The sequence below is a fragment of the Actinomadura sp. WMMB 499 genome (assembly GCF_008824145.1).
Lineage (GTDB): Bacteria > Actinomycetota > Actinomycetes > Streptosporangiales > Streptosporangiaceae > Spirillospora.
Map to the genome: position 1 here is coordinate 6,775,027 of NZ_CP044407.1, position 18,938 is coordinate 6,793,964.

General features: G+C 74.3%; 14 protein-coding genes. 9 read left to right on the plus strand and 5 right to left on the minus strand.

Going from position 1 to position 18,938, the window contains the following annotated elements:
- Positions 1-163: 163 nt before the first annotated feature.
- Together F7P10_RS30510 and F7P10_RS30515 are read left to right on the plus strand one after the other, a co-directional pair.
- Positions 164-1,363 (plus strand): C40 family peptidase, encoded by a 1,200-nt coding sequence (locus tag F7P10_RS30510; protein ID WP_151014536.1) that lies wholly within the window; start codon positions 164-166, stop codon positions 1,361-1,363.
- 240 nt (positions 1,364-1,603) lie between these two features.
- A complete protein-coding gene (locus tag F7P10_RS30515) occupies positions 1,604-3,631 on the plus strand; it encodes a histidine kinase (protein WP_218040194.1) in 2,028 nt (675 codons plus the stop codon).
- 83 nt (positions 3,632-3,714) lie between these two features.
- Here the strand turns inward: F7P10_RS30515 and F7P10_RS30520 are convergent, their stop codons facing one another.
- Positions 3,715-4,320 (minus strand): response regulator transcription factor, encoded by a 606-nt coding sequence (locus tag F7P10_RS30520; RefSeq protein WP_151014538.1) that lies wholly within the window; start codon positions 4,318-4,320, stop codon positions 3,715-3,717.
- Between the two features lie 112 nt (positions 4,321-4,432).
- On the opposite strand from F7P10_RS30520, the gene F7P10_RS30525 reads away from it, so the two are divergent.
- The 6 genes from F7P10_RS30525 to F7P10_RS30550 all read left to right on the plus strand — a co-directional run bounded on the left by F7P10_RS30525 (position 4,433) and on the right by F7P10_RS30550 (position 11,429).
- Positions 4,433-5,164, plus strand: coding sequence for an ABC transporter ATP-binding protein (locus F7P10_RS30525; RefSeq protein ID WP_218040195.1), 732 nt, complete (start codon positions 4,433-4,435; stop codon positions 5,162-5,164).
- Positions 5,164-7,596 (plus strand): FtsX-like permease family protein, encoded by a 2,433-nt coding sequence (locus F7P10_RS30530; protein WP_176611923.1) that lies wholly within the window; start codon positions 5,164-5,166, stop codon positions 7,594-7,596. The genes F7P10_RS30525 and F7P10_RS30530 overlap by 1 nt, the downstream gene beginning before the upstream one ends.
- A 50-nt stretch (positions 7,597-7,646) precedes the next feature.
- Complete coding sequence (locus F7P10_RS30535; RefSeq protein ID WP_151014542.1) at positions 7,647-8,168, plus strand: hypothetical protein; 522 nt, start codon at positions 7,647-7,649, stop codon at positions 8,166-8,168.
- Positions 8,169-8,313: 145 nt separating this feature from the next.
- Positions 8,314-8,952, plus strand: coding sequence for a hypothetical protein (locus F7P10_RS30540; protein WP_254716107.1), 639 nt, complete (start codon positions 8,314-8,316; stop codon positions 8,950-8,952).
- Positions 8,953-9,047: 95 nt separating this feature from the next.
- Entirely contained in the window at positions 9,048-9,947 is a 900-nt protein-coding gene (locus F7P10_RS30545; RefSeq protein ID WP_151014544.1) for an isoprenyl transferase, read from the plus strand.
- 231 nt (positions 9,948-10,178) lie between these two features.
- Positions 10,179-11,429 (plus strand): PhoH family protein, encoded by a 1,251-nt coding sequence (locus F7P10_RS30550; RefSeq protein ID WP_254716818.1) that lies wholly within the window; start codon positions 10,179-10,181, stop codon positions 11,427-11,429.
- A gap of 493 nt (positions 11,430-11,922) precedes the next feature.
- On the opposite strand, the gene F7P10_RS30555 is transcribed toward F7P10_RS30550, so the two are convergent.
- Positions 11,923-12,822: a transposase gene (locus F7P10_RS30555; protein ID WP_151007737.1), complete on the minus strand. Its 900-nt coding sequence runs from the start codon at positions 12,820-12,822 to the stop codon at positions 11,923-11,925.
- Between the two features lie 25 nt (positions 12,823-12,847).
- Here F7P10_RS30555 and F7P10_RS30560 point away from each other — a divergent pair, with 25 nt between their 5' ends.
- Positions 12,848-13,918, plus strand: coding sequence for a lytic transglycosylase domain-containing protein (locus F7P10_RS30560; RefSeq protein ID WP_151014547.1), 1,071 nt, complete (start codon positions 12,848-12,850; stop codon positions 13,916-13,918).
- A 16-nt stretch (positions 13,919-13,934) separates the two neighbouring features.
- On the opposite strand, the gene F7P10_RS30565 is transcribed toward F7P10_RS30560, so the two are convergent.
- The 3 genes from F7P10_RS30565 to F7P10_RS30575 all read right to left on the minus strand — a co-directional run bounded on the left by F7P10_RS30565 (position 13,935) and on the right by F7P10_RS30575 (position 18,824).
- Entirely contained in the window at positions 13,935-15,326 is a 1,392-nt protein-coding gene (locus F7P10_RS30565) for an aspartate ammonia-lyase (RefSeq protein WP_151014549.1), read from the minus strand.
- Positions 15,327-15,414: 88 nt separating this feature from the next.
- Entirely contained in the window at positions 15,415-16,686 is a 1,272-nt protein-coding gene (locus F7P10_RS30570; protein ID WP_151014551.1) for a serine/threonine-protein kinase, read from the minus strand.
- Between the two features lie 497 nt (positions 16,687-17,183).
- Entirely contained in the window at positions 17,184-18,824 is a 1,641-nt protein-coding gene (locus F7P10_RS30575; RefSeq protein ID WP_151014553.1) for a fumarate hydratase, read from the minus strand.
- Positions 18,825-18,938: the final 114 nt, after the last annotated feature.

An 18,938-nucleotide genomic window follows, 5' to 3' on the forward strand; every position in this document is an offset into this window, starting at 1 on the left:
CTTGGTGTTACCTATTGGTAGCAATATCGGGGGCGTACCCGATGGGGAACAACGGACGAGGGTGGCCGGCATCGGGCCGGGTATCTGGAATCGCGGACCGCCCGTGCGGGCGTCGCCGAATCCGGTAACAAACCCTGGAGCCCGACCGACGAGGAGCCTGCCAGTGCGAAAGCCGAACCGCCGGGTGCTACCGACGATCATCGGCGTTTCGGTCGCGACGACGCTGGGCGCGAACGTCACGGTGCTGCTGGTCCGCGGCGGGCCCGCCGCGGAGCCGGCGCCCGCGTCGCCCGCCCGCGCGAACTACGTCGCCGCGGCGGGCAGCTTCGCCGACGTCACCCCGGCGGCCGTCGCGCCGCTCGGCGACCGGCTCGAGCCGCACGTGCTCGTCGCCGCGCCGTCCACGCTCTCGCCGACGCTCGTGGAGAAGGTGCGCGCCGCCAAGGGCGTGCGGGGGGTCGAGGTCGTCGACGCCGTGCAGGGCGTGGTGGGCGACAAGCGCGTCGGGGTGCTCGGCGTGAACCCGTCCACGTTCCGCTCCTACACGCCCGAGCCGACGGCGAAGTCGGACGCGCTGTGGCGCAACATCGCGGGCGGCGACGTCGCGATCTCGTTCACGATGGGCAACGACGGCGGGGTGAAGCTCGGCAGCCAGGTCCCGGTCGGCGGGTCGAAGGTGCAGCAGACGATGCGCGTCGGCGCCTACGCGACGATGGGCATCCCGGACGTCGACGCCGTCATCACCCGCGAGGCCGCGCGCAAGCTCGGGGTGCCCACCGGCAACGCGATGCTGATCAGCGTCCCGAAGACCGAGCCGAAGGCGTTCATCGGGAAGCTGAAGAAGGGGCTGCCGAAGGGCGCCAAGGCCGTCCCGGTCACCCCGGAGCTGGACACGCCGTCCGCCGGGTCGGTGCCGGAGTCCAACGGCGAGGTCATGACGGCCGGGCAGGTGCGGACGGTCATCGAGGCGGCCGCCACCCGGCGCGGCTGGCCGTACGTGTGGGGCGGCGAGTCCGAGGCCGAGGGCGGGTACGACTGCTCCGGGCTCATGCAGTACGCGTTCGCCCGCGCGGGGATCACGCTGCCGCGCGTCGCCGCCGACCAGGCCCGCGCGGGCTGGGTCGTCCCCTACGAGAAGGCCGAGCCGGGCGACATGCTCATCTGGGCGAACGACCCGACCGCCCCCGGCTACATCTCGCACATCGCGCTCTACATCGGCGAGGGCAAGATGATCGCCGCGCCGCGCAGGGGCACGGTCGTCCAGGTGCAGAACGTCTACACGAACAACATGAAGGGCGCGGTCCGGGTCAACCCGAAGCGTGCCAAGCAGGTCGCCGACGGCATCGCCGCCAGCCTCGGCTGACCGTTCCGGAGGGCGCGGCCACCCGGGTCAGAGCGGGCAGCCGCGCCCCCGCGGAACTCCAGGTCGCGCTCGATGAGCGCGGGCGGTTCCTCGTACCGTGCGGAACCGTCCGGCAGGACCGTCCGGACGTCGGGGGCGTCGGCGGTGCGCCCGGTCCGGCGATGAGGCGCGCGAGAGACCGTCCCCGCCATAAGCGATCATGGGAGACCGCCCTCCGGCGGGCGATTCAGGAGGTTCCGGGTGTCCGAAGGCGTGCGGGCGCGGCTCATCGCGGGTGCGGTGATGGCCGCCTTCGCCGCCGTGCACGTGCTCGCGGCGCCCGCGCGGACGGACGGCCCGGCCGTCGCCGCGCTCGTGATCGTGCTGACGCTCGGCGTGCTCGCCGCCGGGCTGGTGTGGGTCGTGCCGGGCGCCGCACGGTGGCGGGGCCGCTGGACGGTCGTCGTCCAGGCGGTCCTCGCGGTCGCCGCGATCGCCTGCGGGACGTCGGTCGGCGTCCTCGGCTTCGTCGCGGCCGCGCTGCCGCTCGCGGACGGCCGGTGGGACCGCTTCTCGGCCGTCCGGCTCCTCCCGCTGGTGGCGGGCGCCGCCGCGATCGAGGCCGGACGGGACGGGCCCTCCGCCGCCGCCGACGGCGCGATCACCGTGACGCTGATGGGCCTCGTCGGCTACGGCCTCGTCCGGCTGGCCGAGCGGGTCGACGACACCGCGGCGGCGCGACTGCCGCTGACGATGGCGGCCGTCGAGCGGGAGCGACTGCGGATCGCGGCGGAGCTGAACCGGGGACTCGGCGAGGGACTGGCGGCCGTGACGGACGGCGTCCGCCGGGCCCTCGACCGGCCCGAGGAGATCGACGGCGTCCTGGCCGTCGCCCGGACGGCGCTGAACGACGCGCGCGCCGCCGCGGCCGACTTCCGGAGCATGTCGCTCGCCCCGGAGGTGTCGGCGGCGCGCGCGCTGCTGGAGGCCGCGGACGTCCGGGTGGAGGTGCGCGTCGGCCATCGTGAGCCGCTCGGACCGGCCGGGGCGCTGCTGGCGCTCGTCCTGCGCGAGGCGGTCACCGACGTCGTCCGCGAGGGGCGCGCGGAGCGGTGCGTCATCGAGACGTCCGAGGACGGCGGCCTGGTGCGGCTGCGGGTGGCCAACGACGGCGTCCGGACCGCGGCGCGGGGCGCGAAGGCGCTCGAGTCCGCCGCCGGACGGGTCCGGTCGGCGGGCGGCGCGTTCGCCGCCGGGCTCGGCGCGGACGGGCGGTTCACGGTGGAGGCCGCCGTGACGGCGGCCGAGCGGCCCGTGGGCCCGCCGGACCGGACGGCCTACCGGATGTCGGTCGGGCTGCTGGCGGCCGTCCTCGCGGCCTTCGCCGCGAAGGCCCTGCTGCAGCTGTCCGGGACGGCCGCGTGGCCGGGACCGGCCGCGACGCTCGGGCTGGGCGCCACCGGGCTCCTCGCCGGCGTCCTGCTGGTCGCGCTGCCGCTGCGCGCGGCCGTCCCGCCGGTGGCGCTGGCGATGGCCGCCGCCGGGGCCGGCGCGCACCTGCTCGGCCACGGCACGGCCGCCGCCGTCAACTCCGCGATCAGCACGCTGGTGTCCGGCCTCGTCGTGTACGGGCTGGTCAAGCTGGCGCGGCTGGAACGCGACCTCCAGGCGGCGGGGGCGGAGCTCGCGCGGGCCGCGACCGTCCAGGAGCGGCTGCGGGCCGCCCGCGACCTGCACGACCTGCTCGGCCACAGCCTCGCCGCGATCCTGCTGAAGTGCGAGCTGGCCCGGCGGCTGTCGGCCGCCGACCCCGCGCGGGCGCGGGCGGAACTGGCCGAGGTCGCCGGGACGGCGGAGCGGGCGCGGGCCGACCTGCGGGCGGCCGCGGGCGGCGGCGCCGGACTGTCCCTGGACGGCGAGGTGCGGTCGGCCCGCTCGGTCCTGACGGCCGCCGGGGTGACGGTCGCGGCGGACTCCGGCCATCCGGACCTGGACGCGGCGGCGTCCGCCGTGCTGGGGACCGTCCTGCGGGAGGCGGTGACGAACGTGCTCCGGCACAGCGCCGCCGAGCATTGCACCATCGCCACCGGCCACGACGGCGGCACCGTGCGCCTCGTCGTCGAGAACGACGGACTCGATCCGCGCGCCCCCCGCACGCCGCCCGGTTCGGGCTTAGGCAACCTCACGACCCGCCTGGCCGCACACCACGGCACGCTCAGCGCGCGCGCCGACGGCGAAGGCCGCTTCCGGCTGGAGGCCACGCTCCCGCTCCGACCGGCCGACTTGTAATCCGCCGCTCCGACCGGCTGACTTACGGTCGTCCGGCCACACCCAGCCCGCTTCGCGTGCCGAGGCCGGGCCGCTTCGTATGCCTAAAGCCAGCCCGCTTCGCGCGCTATGCGGGCGGCGTCCGTCCGGTTGCGGGCGTTGAGCTTCGCGACGACCGACGTCAGGTAGTTGCGGACCGTCCCGGCCGACAGGTGCAGCCGGGCGGCGATCTCCGGCGCCTCCGCGCCCTCGGCCGCGAGCCGCAGCACGTCCGTCTCGCGCGGGGTGAGCGGGTTGTCGGCCAGGTCCCACGCGGTGAGCGCGAGCCGCGGGTCGAGGACGCGCTCCCCGGCCGCGACCTTGCGGACGGCGTCCGCGAGCTCCTCCGGCGGAGCGGTCTTCAGCAGGAAGCCCCGCACGTGCGCGGTCAGCGCCCGGCGCAGATGCCCCGGCTTGCCGTGCCCGGTCAGGACGAGCACGGCGACCGACGGCGCCGCGTCGTGCAGGGCCGCGGCGGCCGCCAGCCCGTCCATGCCGGGCATGTCGACGTCGAGGACGGCGACGTCGGGTTCGTCCCGCGCCACCGCCGGCAGCACCGCGTCGCCCCGCTCGACCTCGCCGACCACGGTCAGGTCGGGCTCCAGGTTCAGCAGGGCGGCCAGGGCGCTCCGCACGACATTGTGGTCGTCCGCCAGAAGCACCTTGATCACCCCATTACATGTACCAGGTCGCGGATGTCACGGCCCGACCCATGACGAGATCACGGGTGCCCGGTGATCTCCTCTCTGGTCCGTGAACCCGCAGCTCAGAAGACTTGTGAGCATGGAAGCAGCGGTTCGGATGGACACGGTCAGCAAGGTCTACGGCCGGAACGGGAGCGCGGTCGCGGCCCTCCGCGAGGTGACGGCGGACCTCCCGCGCGGCCGGTTCACGGCGATCATGGGGCCGTCCGGCTCCGGCAAGAGCACGTTCCTGCACTGCGCGGCGGGCCTGGACACCCCGACGTCCGGGAGCGTCCGGCTCGGCGGCACGGAACTGTCGTCGATGAGCGAGACGCGGCTGACGGAGTTGCGCAGGGAGCGGATCGGGTTCGTGTTCCAGGCGTTCAACCTCGTCCCGTCGCTGACCGTCGAGCAGAACATCACCCTCCCGCTGCGGCTCTCCGGCACCCGGACGGACCGGGCGTGGCTGCGCGACGTGATCGACCGGGTCGGCCTCGCCGACCGGACCCGGCACCGGCCCGCGGAGCTGTCGGGCGGCCAGCAGCAGCGGGTCGCCATCGCCCGCGCCCTGGTGACGCGGCCCGAGGTGGTGTTCGGCGACGAGCCCACGGGCGCGCTCGACACGATGACGGCCCGCGACGTCCTCACCCTGCTGCGGGAGGCGGTGGACGGCATGGGGCAGACGGTCGTGGTCGTTACGCACGACCCGGTCGCGGCGTCCTACGCCGACACGGTGGTGTTCCTGGCGGACGGCCGGATCGTCGACCGGCTCGACGACCCGTCCAGCGACCGGGTCGCGGCCCGCATGACCCGGCTGGGGGCGTGGAAGTGATGCTCGGGATCGCCCTCGCCACGCTGCGGCACCGCAAGGCCGGGTTCGCCGGCGCGTTCGCCGCGCTGCTGTGCGCCGCCGCGCTCGTCTGCGCCTGCGGCGTCCTGCTCGACACCGGCCTGCGCGGGTCGGTCGGGCCCGAACGGTACGCGGCCGCGCCGGTCGTCGTCTCCGGCGACCAGTTCGTCCACGAGACGACGCGGAAGAAGGGGAAGGAGAAGCGCAAGTCGAAGGCGATCGCGGAGCGCGCCTGGCTGCCCGCCCCGGTCGCGGCGAGGGTCGCGGCCGCGCCCGGCGTGCGGAAGGCCGTCGCCGAGGTCGTGTTCCCCGCCGCGATCGGCGCCCCGGAGGGCGAGTCGTGGGGGCACGGCTGGGACTCGGCCGCGCTCACCCCCTTCACCCTCCGGGACGGACGGCCGCCGGTGGCCGCGGACGAGATCGTCGTCGACGCCGCGACCGCCCGCGCGAACGGCCTGCGCGTCGGCTCGGACGCGCGCGTCTCGTCCACCGAGAACGGGACGTACCGCGTCGTCGGCGTCACCGGGCAGGCCCTCGACCACCAGGCCGCGCTGTTCTTCTCGCCCGAGCGGGCCCGCGCGCTGGCCGGACGGGACGGCATGGTCGCGGCGGTCGGCGTGTGGGGTTCCGAGCGGGCGGTGCGGGACGCGGTGCGCGGCACGTCCGCGACCGTCCGCACCGGGACGGACCGGGGCAAGGTGGAGTTCCTCGGCGCCGAGGAGGCCCGGATCGACCTGATCAGCATGGGCGGCGCGCTCGGCGGGACGTCGCTGCTCGTCGCCGTCCTCGTCGTGTCCGGGACGTTCGCGCTGTCGGTGCGGCAGCGGGAGCGGGAGATCGCGCTGCTGCGCGCGGTCGCGGCCACGCCCCGGCAGGTCCGCCGGATGATCGGCCGCGAGGCGCTGGTGGTCGGGCTCGCCGCCGCCCCGCTCGGCGCGGCCTGCGGCCTCCCGCTGGCGTTCTGGCTGCGCGACCGGTTCCGCGGCCTCGGCGCGCTGCCCCCGAACCTGGACCTGGTCGTCGGCCCGGTCCCGCCGCTCGCGGCGGCGCTCGCCACCGTGGCCGCCGCCGTCGCCGCCGCCAGGATCGCCGGGCGCCGCACCGCGCGGATCCGTCCGGTCGAGGCGCTCGGCGACGCGGCGCTGCGCCCGGCCCGCCTCGGCCCCGCGCGGATCGCGGCCGGCCTGGCGGCGACCGCGGGCGGGGTCGTGCTGACGGTCCTGCTTGCGAACCTGAACACCGAGGCGGCCGCGAGCCCCGTCACGTTCCTGGCCGCGCTCGTCTGGACGATCGCGGTCGCGCTGCTCGGCCCCGCGCTCGCCCGCGCCGCCGTCGCCGTCCTGGCCGTGCCGCTGCGGCGGTTCCCGGTCGGCGGGCGGCTGGCCGCCGCGAACCTCGCGATGGACGGCCGGCGGCTCGCGTCCGTCGTCACCCCGCTCACGCTCATGATCGGGCTGACCGGGACGATCCTGTTCGCCCAGACGACGCTCGGCCACGCGGCGACCCGCCAGGCCGAGGACGGGACGATCGCGGCGCACGTCGTCGACGAGAAGGCGATCGGCCCGGGCGTCCCGCGCGGCACGGCCGCCGAACTGCGCTCGGCGCCCGGGGTCACGGCCGTCACGGAGGTCGTGCGCAGCGAGGTCCGCGTCGGGCTGGAGAAGTACACCGTCCAGGGGGTGACGCCGGAGGGGCTGGAACGCACCCTCGACCTGGACGTCCGCGCGGGCTCGCTCGCCGGGCTCGGGCCGTCCGCGATCGCGGTCGGCTCCACCGCCGCCGGACGCCTCGGCGTGCGGCCCGGCGACCGGCTGCCCCTCACGCTGGGCGACGGCACGCCGATCGAGCCGACGGTCGTCGCGGTCTACGGGCGCGGTCTCGGGTTCGGGGACCTCACGCTCGCGCACGAGGTCGTCGCCGCGCACGTCGACGACCCGCGCGGCACGCTGCTCGTGGCCGGGACGCTGCCGGACGGCGTCCCGGCGACCGCCGCCGGGACCCTCGCCGAGGCGCGGGCCACGGCGACCGCGCAGGTCGACTATGTCGCGATGGCGCTGATCATCGCGTTCACCGCGATCGCGGTGGTGAACACGCTCGCGATGGCGACCGCCGACCGCGCCCGCGAGCTGGCCGCGCTGCGGCTGGCCGGGGCGACCCGCCGCCAGCTCATGCGGATGCTCGGGTTCGAGACCGGGTCGATCGTCCTCATCGCCGCCGTGCTCGGCACCGCGATCGCCCTCGCCGTCCTGACCGGCTTCGCGGGCGGCATGACGGGCGGCGCCCCGCACGTGCCGCCGGTCGTCCACCTGGCCGTCCTGGCGGCGGGCGGCGCCCTGGCCCTGCTCGCCACCGCGCTGCCCGCGCGGCTCGTGCTGGCCGTCCGCCCGGTCCAGGCCGCCGGGGGCCGGGAATGATCGGGGCGCCCGTCTGGCGGCGGCGGCGATTGCGTTGTAATTTTGATTACATGAGTACGAGAGAAGCGGCGGAGGAGCTGCGGGGCTGGTTCTCCGGACGGCTCCCGGCGGACTGGTTCGAGGGGAGGATCGAGGTCGTCCTCGACCGCGAGGAGGTCAGCGTCGTCGGGCGCCTCCCCGAACCGGACGCGGCGCGGGACGTCTCGGCGACCGAGCGGGCCGCGCTCGTCGCCGGGCACGTCCAGCGGTTCCGCGCCGACACCCGGGACGAGCGCATCGCCATCGCCCGCGAGGCCGAGCGGCGGTTCGGGCACAAGGTGTCGTGGGGCGTCGACTGCGGCGGCGAGCGCGAGATGTTCACCACCCTGTCGGTGCCCGTCATGACCCGGCTGCGGCAGCCGGAACGGCGCGTCCTGGACACCCTCGTCGAGGCCGGCGTCGCGCGCAGCCGCAGCGACGCGCTCGCCTGGTGCGTCCGGCTCGTCGGCCGCAACACCGGCGAGTGGCTCACCGAACTGCGCGCCGCGCTGGAGCACGTCGAGCGGGCCCGCGCCGCCGGCCCCGAGGCCTGACCGCCGCGCCCGTCCCCGGGCCGTCCCCCGGCGCGCGACCCGCCGGACGCCGGTCATTGCCCGAGCAGCCGCCCCCGCGGATGTGATCATGGAGGTGACCTCGCCCGGAGCGCGGGGACACCGCCGCACGATCGGAGGGGCCGGGGTGGTGAGGACGCTGCACTGCCTGGACGGTTCCACCCTGACGGTGACGCCCGTCCCGTCCCTCGACCGCGGCGGCGCGCCGTTCGAGGTCACCCTCGAGCTGCGCCGCGACGGCGCCGTGTTCGGCGCGGTGGGGGAGCGCTGCGGCTACTTCCTCGCCGACGTCGCCGCGCGGCTGGCCGCCGCCCGCGCCGACGGCTCCCCGCAGGCCGCCCGCTGGCCCGACCCCGACGACCGCTTCCCCGGACGGGACGGCGCCGCGACCCGCGACCTCGAACCGGCCGCGACCCGCGACCTCGAACTGTTCGCGTTCCGCTACCGCGACCGCGGCGACGTGCTCAGCACCGGCGAGCTGCGCTGCACCGTCCGGACGTCCTCGCTGTGGGTCGGGCGGCAGCAGTCGGCCGCCGGGCGCTGGCGGGTGGCGCGCCGCGCGGTCCTGGAGGCCTGGGGCGCGGGCGGCCGCGGCGTCCGCGCCGTCCTCACCTCGACCGAGCTGGTCCGGTTCCTGGACGGCCTGGTCGTCGAGGCCGACCGGCTGCAGCGGCGCCCGCCGTCCCGCCGCACCGGCCCCGTCCCGGCCGTGCAGAACCTGGCCGGAGCGGGCCGAACCGGTCGATATCGTCGTCCCGAACGTTAGCCTCTACAGCAACCGGGACGGCCGGACGGTACCGCCGTCGCGCCATAATTGAGCGTCCTTCCCGCACGGGACGGCCGCTCGAAGGGACGCCCACCATGGGGATTCGGCGAACGCACCGCGGTGACGGCGCGCGCGGGGACCGCGCGCGCGGGGACGCCGTGCGCGAGCGCATCGCGGGCGCCGGGACCGGCGACGGCCCGCTCACCACCGCGGTCCGCCGCAGCGGCCCGTACGCCGCGTTCCGCGACATCGTCTACCGGATCTACGAGCGCCGCGTCGAGTCGTCCCTGCCCACCGACATCACCCCGCGGCACGTCGGCGTCATCCTGGACGGCAACCGGCGCTGGGCCAGGTCGATGGGGATCGCCGACGTGAACACCGGCCACCAGGCCGGCGCCCGGAAGATCTCCGAGCTGCTGCACTGGAGCACCGAGGCGGGTGTGGAGCTCGTCACGCTGTGGCTGCTGTCCACCGACAACCTCAACCGCCCCGCGAAGGAACTCCAGCCGCTCCTGCGGATCATCGAGAACACCGTCCGCGGCCTGGCCGCCGAGGGATGGCACGTCAAACCCGTCGGCGCGCTGGATCTGCTGCCGGACGAAACCGCCCGTGTCCTGAAAGATGCCGGTGAAGCAACATCGAACGCCCCGGGCCTGATTGTGAACGTCGCAGTTGGGTATGGGGGTAGGCGTGAGATCGCTGATGCGGTGCGCTCTCTGCTCGTCGAGCAGGCGAGCCGTGGCACCAGCATCGAGGAACTCGCCGAGTCCCTCGACGTGGAGCACATCGCGGAGCATCTCTACACGCGCGGCCAGCCGGACCCGGACCTGGTCATCCGCACGTCGGGGGAGCAGCGTCTCTCCGGCTTCATGCTCTGGCAGAGCGCGCACTCGGAGTTCTACTTCTGCGAGGTCCACTGGCCGGACTTCCGCAAGGTGGACTTCCTCCGTGCCATCCGCTCCTACGCCGCGCGGCACCGGCGCTACGGTACCTGACGGCCGGCCCCCGGCCCCCACCGCCCGAGACCGCCCCCGGACCGGGGGACGCGGCCGCATGCGGGCGGACCACGGCGCCACCGGTAGTTCCCCTCTTCTCAGGGAGATCGAGTGGCCACAACCTCCGCGCGCCGCCCCGGCCCGTCCGGGAACACCTCCGGAACGCCCGTTCCGGACTCGCGGCGCACGTACGTCCTCGACACCAGCGTCCTGCTCGCCGACCCGGGGGCGATGACCCGGTTCGCCGAGCACGAGGTCGTACTCCCCATCGTCGTCATCTCCGAACTCGAGGCGAAGCGGCACCACCCCGAGCTCGGGTACTTCGCCCGGCAGGCACTGCGCACCCTGGACGACCTGCGGCTCGCGCACGGCCGGCTGGACGAGCCGCTGCCGATCGAGGGACCGGACGGCGACGTCGGCGGCACCATCCGCGTCGAGCTGAACCACTCCGACCCGAGCGTCCTCCCGGACGGCTTCCGGCTCGGCGACAACGACACCCGGATCCTGTCGGTGGCCGGGTGGCTCGCGCGCGAGGGCCGCGACGTCGTCCTGGTCTCCAAGGACCTGCCGATGCGGGTGAAGGCGTCCGCCGTCGGCCTGGCCGCCGAGGAGTACCGCGCCGAGCTCGCCGTCGTCGAGTCCGGCTGGACCGGGATGCGCGAGCTGGAGCTGCCGGGCGGCGTCGTCGACGGCCTGTTCGACGCGGGCACGGCCGAGATCGAGGAGGCGCGCGACCTGCCGTGCCACACCGGCCTGCGGCTGCTGACCGAGCGCGGCTCCGCGCTCGGCCGCACGCTGCCGGACAAGTCGGTGAAGCTGGTGCGCGGCGACCGGGAGGTGTTCGGGCTGCGCGGCCGGTCCGCCGAGCAGCGGATCGCGCTCGACCTGCTCATGGACGAGGACGTCGGCATCGTCTCGCTCGGCGGCCGCGCGGGCACCGGGAAGTCCGCGCTGGCGCTGTGCGCGGGCCTGGAGGCCGTCCTGGAGCGGCGGCGGCACCGCAAGGTCGTCGTCTTCCGCCCGCTCTACGCGGTCGGCGGGCAGGAGCTCGGCTACCTGCCCGGCTCGGAGAACGAGAAGATGTCGCCGTGGGCGCAGGCCGTCTACGACACCCTGTCGGCGGTCACCACCCCGGACGTCATCGAGGAGGTCCTCGACCGCGGCATGCTCGAGGTGCTCCCGCTCACCCACATCCGCGGCCGGTCGCTGCACGACTCGTTCGTCATCGTCGACGAGGCGCAGTCGCTGGAGCGCGGCGTCCTGCTCACCGTCCTGTCGCGCATCGGCGCGGGCTCCCGGGTGGTGCTGACGCACGACGTCGCGCAGCGCGACAACCTGCGGGTCGGGCGGCACGACGGCGTCGCCGCGGTGGTGGAACGTTTGAAGGGCCACCCGCTCTTCGCGCACATGACGCTGACGCGGTCGGAACGGTCCCCGATCGCCGAACTCGTGACCGACATGCTGGGTGACGTGACCGGCTGACGGCACGCTCCGCGCCGCCCCGGTGACCCGCGGTCACCGGGGCGGCGTATTCTGCGCCACATTGCCCTGTACTGACCGTGATCGTGACGCTTCCGTCAGTGGATCTGTGACTAAGGACACAGGCTGCTCGGGGGCGTGCGGAATCGCAGGTCGGGCAGTCGTTTCCGGCGCGTTACCGGCGAGTTGACAACCGGGACGCCGTCGGCTCATGTCTCGTTTTGGTTGCGGAGCGGACCGCGGGCTCCGGCATTGTGTCTCCCCGTAAGCATCCCCAGAGCGGTGCACCCGGCCGCCGCGCGTCCCGAGAGCGCGCGTGCCGGACGGGCCGCGACGCTCCGGGCCGCGGCCGTCCGTCCTCCGGGCGGCGCGGGCGGCGGGGGATGGAAGCCGTTCGCGTGCGTGCCCATGCGCGCGCGACCGTCGGAAGGACCGCCTTGTCCGGAGACCATCCCGGGTCCCCTAGATCGTTGATGGGGGTTGTTGAGTGCCTCGGTCAGTGGTCATAGGCGATCAGTGACCGCTTGACCGGGGCGTCGATGAGCCAGTTGTGCCAGATGGCGGCGTTGAGGGCGCAGATGCGCTGGCACAGGCGCGTCCAGAGCCCTTCGGTGGTGCGTGCGGCGTGGCGTTCCAGTCCGAGCTGGTTCTTCAGGGTCCAGATGACGGCCTCGATGCGCTGGCGCAGCCAGGCCGGGAACACCTTGACAGGCGGCTCGGGCTCGTCCTGGCGCACCGGCCGGATCAGGAGGTGGCCCAGGCCGGCGGCGGTCTTCTCCACCTCGGCTCCGGCGAATCCCTTGTCGCACACGATCGGGCAGGGCCCCGGGGCGGGCGGCCGGGTGTGCAGCAGGTGGATCGCCTGCTTGCGCTCGTCCAGTTCCTTGGGGTGGGCCACGCTGAAAGAGCACACTGCGCCTTCGGGGGTGGTGATCAGCATGAGCTTGGCTCCCCAGTAGAAGGCGTGGTGGGACTTGTCCATGCCGTAGCCGGCGATCTCGCCCAGGGCGGAGCGGTGGACGGTGGTGCGGGAGGCGCCGCAGCGCAGCGGGGTGCCGTCCATCAGCCGCAGCCGGTCGTGCCAGGACGGGATCCGGCGGACCAGCCACGCCGCTGCGGCCGCCAGGGCGGGGGCGGCGTCGCGCAGGTGCCGGTTGTACTCGGACTGGCCGGGCAGCCGGGGGAACAGGTGCCCGATCCGTGCGGGCGCGGTCCGCAGCCACCGGCGCTCGGAATCGCACCCGAGCAGGACCTGGGCGATGGCGACGCAGACCAGTTCGGCGTCGTTGAGGGTCCGGGCGGGGCCGCGTCTGCGGGGCCGGTCGGCCGATCGCAGGACGTGGTCGTCCAGATGGACGTAGAGTGCGGTCAGAAGGGCGTCCAGGTTTGTCTTCACACACTGATCATGGGCGCCCTTCGCCATGCCCGCCGCCGGTTCGGCAAACCCCCATCAACGATCTAGGCGAGACGAACGACAGCACACCGGCCCGCACCCGCACGACGAGGACGTCCGCGTCGCCGGACCGTCCCCGGGGGAGGCCGGGGAGACGGGGCGGTGGGCGCCGGGCGGCGACACGCTCGGCTTCGCGACCGTCCAGGCGGAACCGCAGGGCTCGGATCCGAACGACACGGCATGGGACATGCCCGCCACCGGCCTCGCGGACGACACGGGGACCGGCGAGCCCCCGGAGGAGCCCGCCACCGGTCCGCGCCGCCGCGGCCCGGCCCGTGCGGGGACCCGTGCGGGCGCTCGTGCGGGGGCCCGTGCGGGCAGGCGCGGCGGCGGGCGCCGCAGGGCCGACCGGAAGGCCCCCGCCGCCCGCAACGGGCTGCGCGCCGCCGCCGTGGCGGCCGGTGCGGCCGTCGCGGTCGGCGGCGGAGCGGTCACCGCGTTCGCGCTGAGCGGCGACGGCGAGACGACCGTCGGGCCGAACCGGCCGCTCGCCGACGCCGCCGCCCCGACCCCCACCATCGACCCGCGGGTCATGGAGAAGGTCCGGCACGAGAAGGCCCTCGAGCGGGCCGCCGCCGAGACCGGCCGGGACGGCGGCGGGAAACCGGCACTGCAGGCCGTCGGGAAGCCGCTCCCCACCAAGAAGCCGGAGCCGGAGAAGACGCGGGAGGCCCCGGACGACGACGAGGGCAGCGGCGGCGGCAGCGGTGCCCGCGTCGCCGACCCCGTTCCGGCGGGCGAGGCCCAGCAGATCGCCAAGGCGATGCTGCCCGACTTCGGGTTCGGCGGCGACGGCCAGTTCGGCTGCCTGGTCAAGCTCTGGGACAAGGAGAGCGGCTGGAACGTCCACGCCGACAACCCCAGCTCCGAGGCGTACGGCATCCCGCAGGCCAACCCCGGCTCCAAGATGTCCTCCGCCGGCCCCGACTGGGAGAACAACGCCCGCACCCAGATCAAGTGGGGCCTCGGCTACATCAAGGACCGGTACGACACGCCCTGCGGCGCCTGGAGCCACTCCCAGGAAGCGGGCTTCTACTGATCCCGGCGGGCGCCCCTCAGCGGGCGCCCGTCATCTTCAGCACGTCCAGCGCCTCGTCGAGCTGCTCGATCGTCAGCCGCCCGGCCTCCACGTGCCCCCGCTCCAGGACCACCTCGCGGATCGTCCTGCGCTCCGCGAGGGCCTGCTTGGCGACCTTCGCCGCCTCCTCGTAGCCGAGGTAGCGGTTCAGCGGCGTCACGATGGACGGGGACGACTCGGCGTACTCGCGCATCCGCTCGGCGTCCGCCTCGATGCCCGCCACGCACCGGTCCGCGAGCAGCCGCGACGCGTTCGCCAGCAGGGTGGTCGACTCCAGCACGTTCCGCGCGAGCATCGGCAGCATCACGTTCAGCTCGAAGTTCCCCGACGCCCCGCCGAACGCGACCGCCGCGTCGTTCCCGACGACCTGCGCCGCGACCTGCGTCACCGCCTCCGGGATCACCGGGTTCACCTTGCCCGGCATGATCGACGAACCGGGCTGCAGGTCCGGCAGCCGGATCTCGGCGAGCCCCGCCCGCGGCCCCGACCCCATCCAGCGCAGATCGTTCGCGATCTTGGTGAGGCTCACCGCGATCGTGCGCAGCGCCCCGCTCGCCTCCACCAGCCCGTCCCGCGCGCCCTGCGCCTCGAAATGGTCGCGCGCCTCGGCCAGCGGCAGCCCCGTCGCCCGCACGATCTCCGCGATGACCCGCGGCGCGAACCCGTCCGGCGTGTTGATCCCGGTGCCGACCGCCGTCCCGCCGAGCGGCAGTTCCCCCAGCCGCGGCAGCACGGCCTGCAGCCGCTCCACCCCGTGGTTCACCTGCGCCGCGTACCCGCCGAACTCCTGGCCGAGCGTGACGGGCGTCGCGTCCATCAGGTGCGTGCGGCCGGCCTTCACCACGGTCGCGAACTCGCGCGACTTCGCGTGCAGCGCGTCCCGCAGGTGCCGGAGCGCGGGCACCAGATCGTCCACGACGGCCCAGGTCGCCGCGATGTGGATCGAGGACGGGAACACGTCGTTCGACGACTGGGACGCGTTCACGTGGTCGTTCGGATGCACCGGACGTCCGAGGCGCTCCTCCGCGAGCGTCGCCACCACCTCGTTGGCGTTCATGTTCGACGACGTCCCGGACCCGGTCTGGAACACGTCGATCGGGAACTGGTCGTCCCACCGCCCGTCCGCGACCTCCGCGGCGGCGGCGGCGATCGCCGCCGCGACGTCCGGCTCGAGGACGCCCAGTTCGCCGTTCACGACCGCCGCGGCCGCCTTGATCCGGCCGAGCGCCGCGATGTGCGCGCGCTCCAGCGTCCGCCCCGAGATCGGGAAGTTCTCGACCGCCCGCTGCGTCTGCGCCCGCCACTTGGCCGACGCCGGAACCCGGACCTCACCCATGGAGTCGTGCTCGATCCGGAAATCCTCGGTCATGTGCGACACCTCCTGTCCGGGGTCCTTCCCCACTCCCCTCGGGACAGCCGTCCGGGAAGCGGGGGCATTCCCCGCCGGAACGTGATCTTCAACCCCCGATCGTCCGGGTGACGGTGTAGCTCTTGCGCTCGCCGGGCGCCCCGCCCGGCTCGTGCCGTCCGTTCATCCAGACATCGCAGGCCGACGAGTCGTAGATCACCGCGTTGAGCCGCTGCTGGTCGTACTTGCGCGCCTCCCCGCGCACGAGCGTCTCGTCGCTGAGCACCTGCATCGCCGCGCCCGGCACCGACACGAAGATCTTGCAGGAGTCGCCCTTGGCTCGCACGACGAGCGTGCTGGACGCGACGCCCGCCGGGACCGTCCCGCCCGCCGCCGCGCTCGTCGTCGACGGCGCCGGGGTGGACGAGGGCTCCGGGCCCTCCCGCATCATCCCGACCACCAGCGCCGTGGCGCCGACCCCGCACGAGGCGACCGTCGCCGCGACCAGCGCCGCCACGACCGTCAACCGGCGCCGCGGCGTCGCCGGCCGCCGACCCGACCGCGGCCCCGACAGGGCGCGCTCCAGCCGGTCCGCCGCCCGCGCGTGGCTGAGCCGCCGCGTCGGGTTCTTGTCCAGCAGGCCCGTGATGACCGGCCCGAGCGCCCCCGCGTTCGCCGGGACCGGCGCCGGCTCGTTCGCCAGCGCGCTCAGCGTCGCCATCACGTTGTCGCGTTCGAACGGCGGACGGCCCTCCAGCGCCGCGTACAGCGTCGCGCCCAGCGACCACAGGTCCGACCTCGGCGTGGCCTTCTCCCCGGCCGCCACCTCGGGCGCCACGTACGCCGGAGAACCCATGAAATGCCCGGTCTTGGTCAGGCTGGCCGAACCCGACGAGAACGCGAGCCCGAAGTCGGTCAGCACCACCCGGTCGCCGTCCAGCAGGACGTTGCTCGGTTTCAGGTCGCGGTGCACGATCCCGGCCCGGTGGGCGATGCCGAGCGCGTCCAGCAGCTTGCGCCCGATGTCCCCGACCCGGTCGGGCGGCAGCGGCCCGTCCCGCTCGACGAGCTCCTCGAGACTCGGCGCCTCGATCAGCTCCATCACGATCCAGGGCCGCCCCTGCTCGATGACGACGTCGTACACCTCGACGATCGACGGCGTCCGCAACTGCGCGGGCGCGCGCGCCTCCCGCAGGGTACGGCGGTAGAAGACGACCCGGTCGTCCTCGGAGAGGTCCTCGGGGAGTCGCAACTCCTTGATCGCCACGGCGCGGTCGAGGAGTTCGTCGTGGCCTCTCCACACGGTGCCGTTGGCACCTTGGCCTATTTCCGAGACCAGCCGGTAGCGCGTCGCGAGAACGAGGCGCTCAGACTGAGACATGGGCGAAAAGATACCGGAGTGGCCATCCGGTCATCCGGCAGTCTCACGACGAAGTTCGATTTCGGGCAGATACCGTGATCTATCAACCCCTAACCGACCGCCTCCAACCCCCACGGCGGTGCCTGCCGTGGGTCTTGGGGCTTCGTGTCCCCGGTGGTGGGTCCGTCGTGGGGTTGGGTGTTCGAGGTTCGGGTGGCGGGTCCGTTGCGCCGCCCGGGGCTTCGCGCCCCAGGCGGCGGCCGGTCGGCCCCGGGCGGCGGCCGGTCTGCCCCAGGGGGCGGCCGGTCGGCCCTGGGCGGCGGCGGGTTCGCCCTGGGCGGCGGCCGGTCCGCCCCGGGCGGCGGGTCTGCCCCGGGCGGCGGGTCTGCCCCGGGCGGCGGGTCTGCCCCGGTCGGGGGCCGGTCTGACCCAGGGGGCGGCCGGTCGGCCCTGGGCGGCGGCCGGTCGGTCCCGGGCGGCCGTAGCGAGCCCTGCGAGCGGAGGCCGACCGTGGTCGCTCAGCGGCGGCCGATGGTGAGGACCGGGCCCGAGGAGTCGGCGAAGAAGTCTTCGCCCTTGTCGTCCACGACGATGAACGCGGGGAAGTCCTCGACCTCGATCTTCCAGACGGCCTCCATGCCCAGCTCGGGGTACTCCAGGACCTCGACCTTCTTGATGCAGTCCTGCGCGAGTCGGGCGGCGGGGCCGCCGATGGAGCCGAGGTAGAAGCCGCCGTGGGTCTTGCAGGCGTCGGTGACCTGCTGGGAGCGGTTGCCCTTGGCCAGCATGACGAACGAGCCGCCGGCGGCCTGGAACTGCTCGACGTAGGAGTCCATCCGCCCGGCCGTGGTCGGGCCGAACGAGCCGGACGCGTAGCCCTCGGGCGTCTTCGCGGGGCCCGCGTAGTAGACGGCGTGGTCGCGCAGGTACTGCGGCATCGGCTCGCCCGCGTCCAGTCGCTCCTTGATCTTCGCGTGCGCGATGTCGCGGGCCACGACGAGGGGGCCGGTGAGGGAGAGCCGGGTCTTCACCGGGTACTTCGTCAGCTCGGCGCGGATCTCGTCCATGGGGCGGTTGAGGTCGATCGAGACAACCTGGTCGTCGAGGTCCTCGCCGGTGGTGTCGGGGAGGTACCGGGCGGGGTCGGTCTCCAGCCGCTCCAGGAAGACGCCCTCTGCGGTGATCTTGGCGAGGGCCTGCCGGTCGGCGCTGCACGACACCGCGATGGCCACCGGGCAGGACGCGCCGTGCCGGGGGAGGCGGATCACGCGGACGTCGTGGCAGAAGTACTTGCCGCCGAACTGGGCGCCGATGCCGAGCTTCTGGGTCAGCTCGAACACCTGCTGCTCGAGTTCCACGTCGCGGAAGCCGTGCCCGAGCGGGGAGCCCTCGGTCGGCATCGTGTCCAGGTAGTGCGCGGAGGCGTACTTCGCGGTCTTGAGGGCGTACTCGGCGGACGTGCCGCCCACGACGATCGCCAGGTGGTACGGGGGGCACGCGGCCGTGCCGAGCGAGCGGATCTTCTCCTCGAGGAAGGACAGCATCCGCTTCGGGTTCAGGACGGCCTTCGTCTCCTGGTACAGGAACGACTTGTTCGCGCTGCCGCCGCCCTTGGCCATGAAGAGGAACTTGTAGGCGTCGCCGGGCGTCGCGTACAGCTCGATCTGCGCGGGGAGGTTGCTGCCGGTGTTCTTCTCGTCCCACATGGAGACGGGCGCCATCTGCGAGTAGCGCAGGTTCAGCTTCGTGTACGCGTCGTACACGCCCCGCGAGAGGTGCTCCTCGTCCCGGCCGTCGGTCAGGACGTGCTGGCCCCGCTTGCCCATCACGATCGCGGTGCCGGTGTCCTGGCACATCGGGAGGACGCCGCCGGACGCGATGCCCGCGTTCTTCAGCAGGTCGAGCGCGACGAACCGGTCGTTCGGCGAGGCCTCCGGGTCGTCCAGGATCTTGCGGAGCTGCGCGAGGTGGGCGGGCCGCAGGAGGTGCGAGATGTCGCGCATCGCGGTCTCGGTGAGCAGCCGCAGCGCCTCCGGCTCGACCTGCAGGAACGTTCGTCCGTTCGCCTCGAAGGTGGAGACGCCCTCGGTGGTGAGCAGGCGGTACTCGGTGTCGTCCGTCCCGAGGGGCAGCAGGTCGGTGTAGGAGAATTCAGGCATCTCAGGCAGATCCTCGCGCGATTCCGATAGGGGCCGCCTCACAGGGTACGACTCCGGTCCGGCGGCGGTGCCTGCCGGTGCGCCTGCCGGTGCGGCCGGCGGTGCGGCCGGCGG

Coding starts and splice junctions, on each gene's coding strand:
- F7P10_RS30550 (WP_254716818.1), top strand. CDS start 10,179: ATGACCCGGTTCGCCGAGCACGAGGTCGTACTCCCCATCGTCGTCATC.
- F7P10_RS30560 (WP_151014547.1), top strand. CDS start 12,848: ATGCCCGCCGCCGGTTCGGCAAACCCCCATCAACGATCTAGGCGAGAC.
- F7P10_RS30565 (WP_151014549.1), bottom strand. CDS start 15,326: ATGACCGAGGATTTCCGGATCGAGCACGACTCCATGGGTGAGGTCCGG.
- F7P10_RS30530 (WP_176611923.1), top strand. CDS start 5,164: ATGCTCGGGATCGCCCTCGCCACGCTGCGGCACCGCAAGGCCGGGTTC.
- F7P10_RS30525 (WP_218040195.1), top strand. CDS start 4,433: ATGGAAGCAGCGGTTCGGATGGACACGGTCAGCAAGGTCTACGGCCGG.
- F7P10_RS30535 (WP_151014542.1), top strand. CDS start 7,647: ATGAGTACGAGAGAAGCGGCGGAGGAGCTGCGGGGCTGGTTCTCCGGA.
- F7P10_RS30545 (WP_151014544.1), top strand. CDS start 9,048: ATGGGGATTCGGCGAACGCACCGCGGTGACGGCGCGCGCGGGGACCGC.
- F7P10_RS30570 (WP_151014551.1), bottom strand. CDS start 16,686: ATGTCTCAGTCTGAGCGCCTCGTTCTCGCGACGCGCTACCGGCTGGTC.
- F7P10_RS30575 (WP_151014553.1), bottom strand. CDS start 18,824: ATGCCTGAATTCTCCTACACCGACCTGCTGCCCCTCGGGACGGACGAC.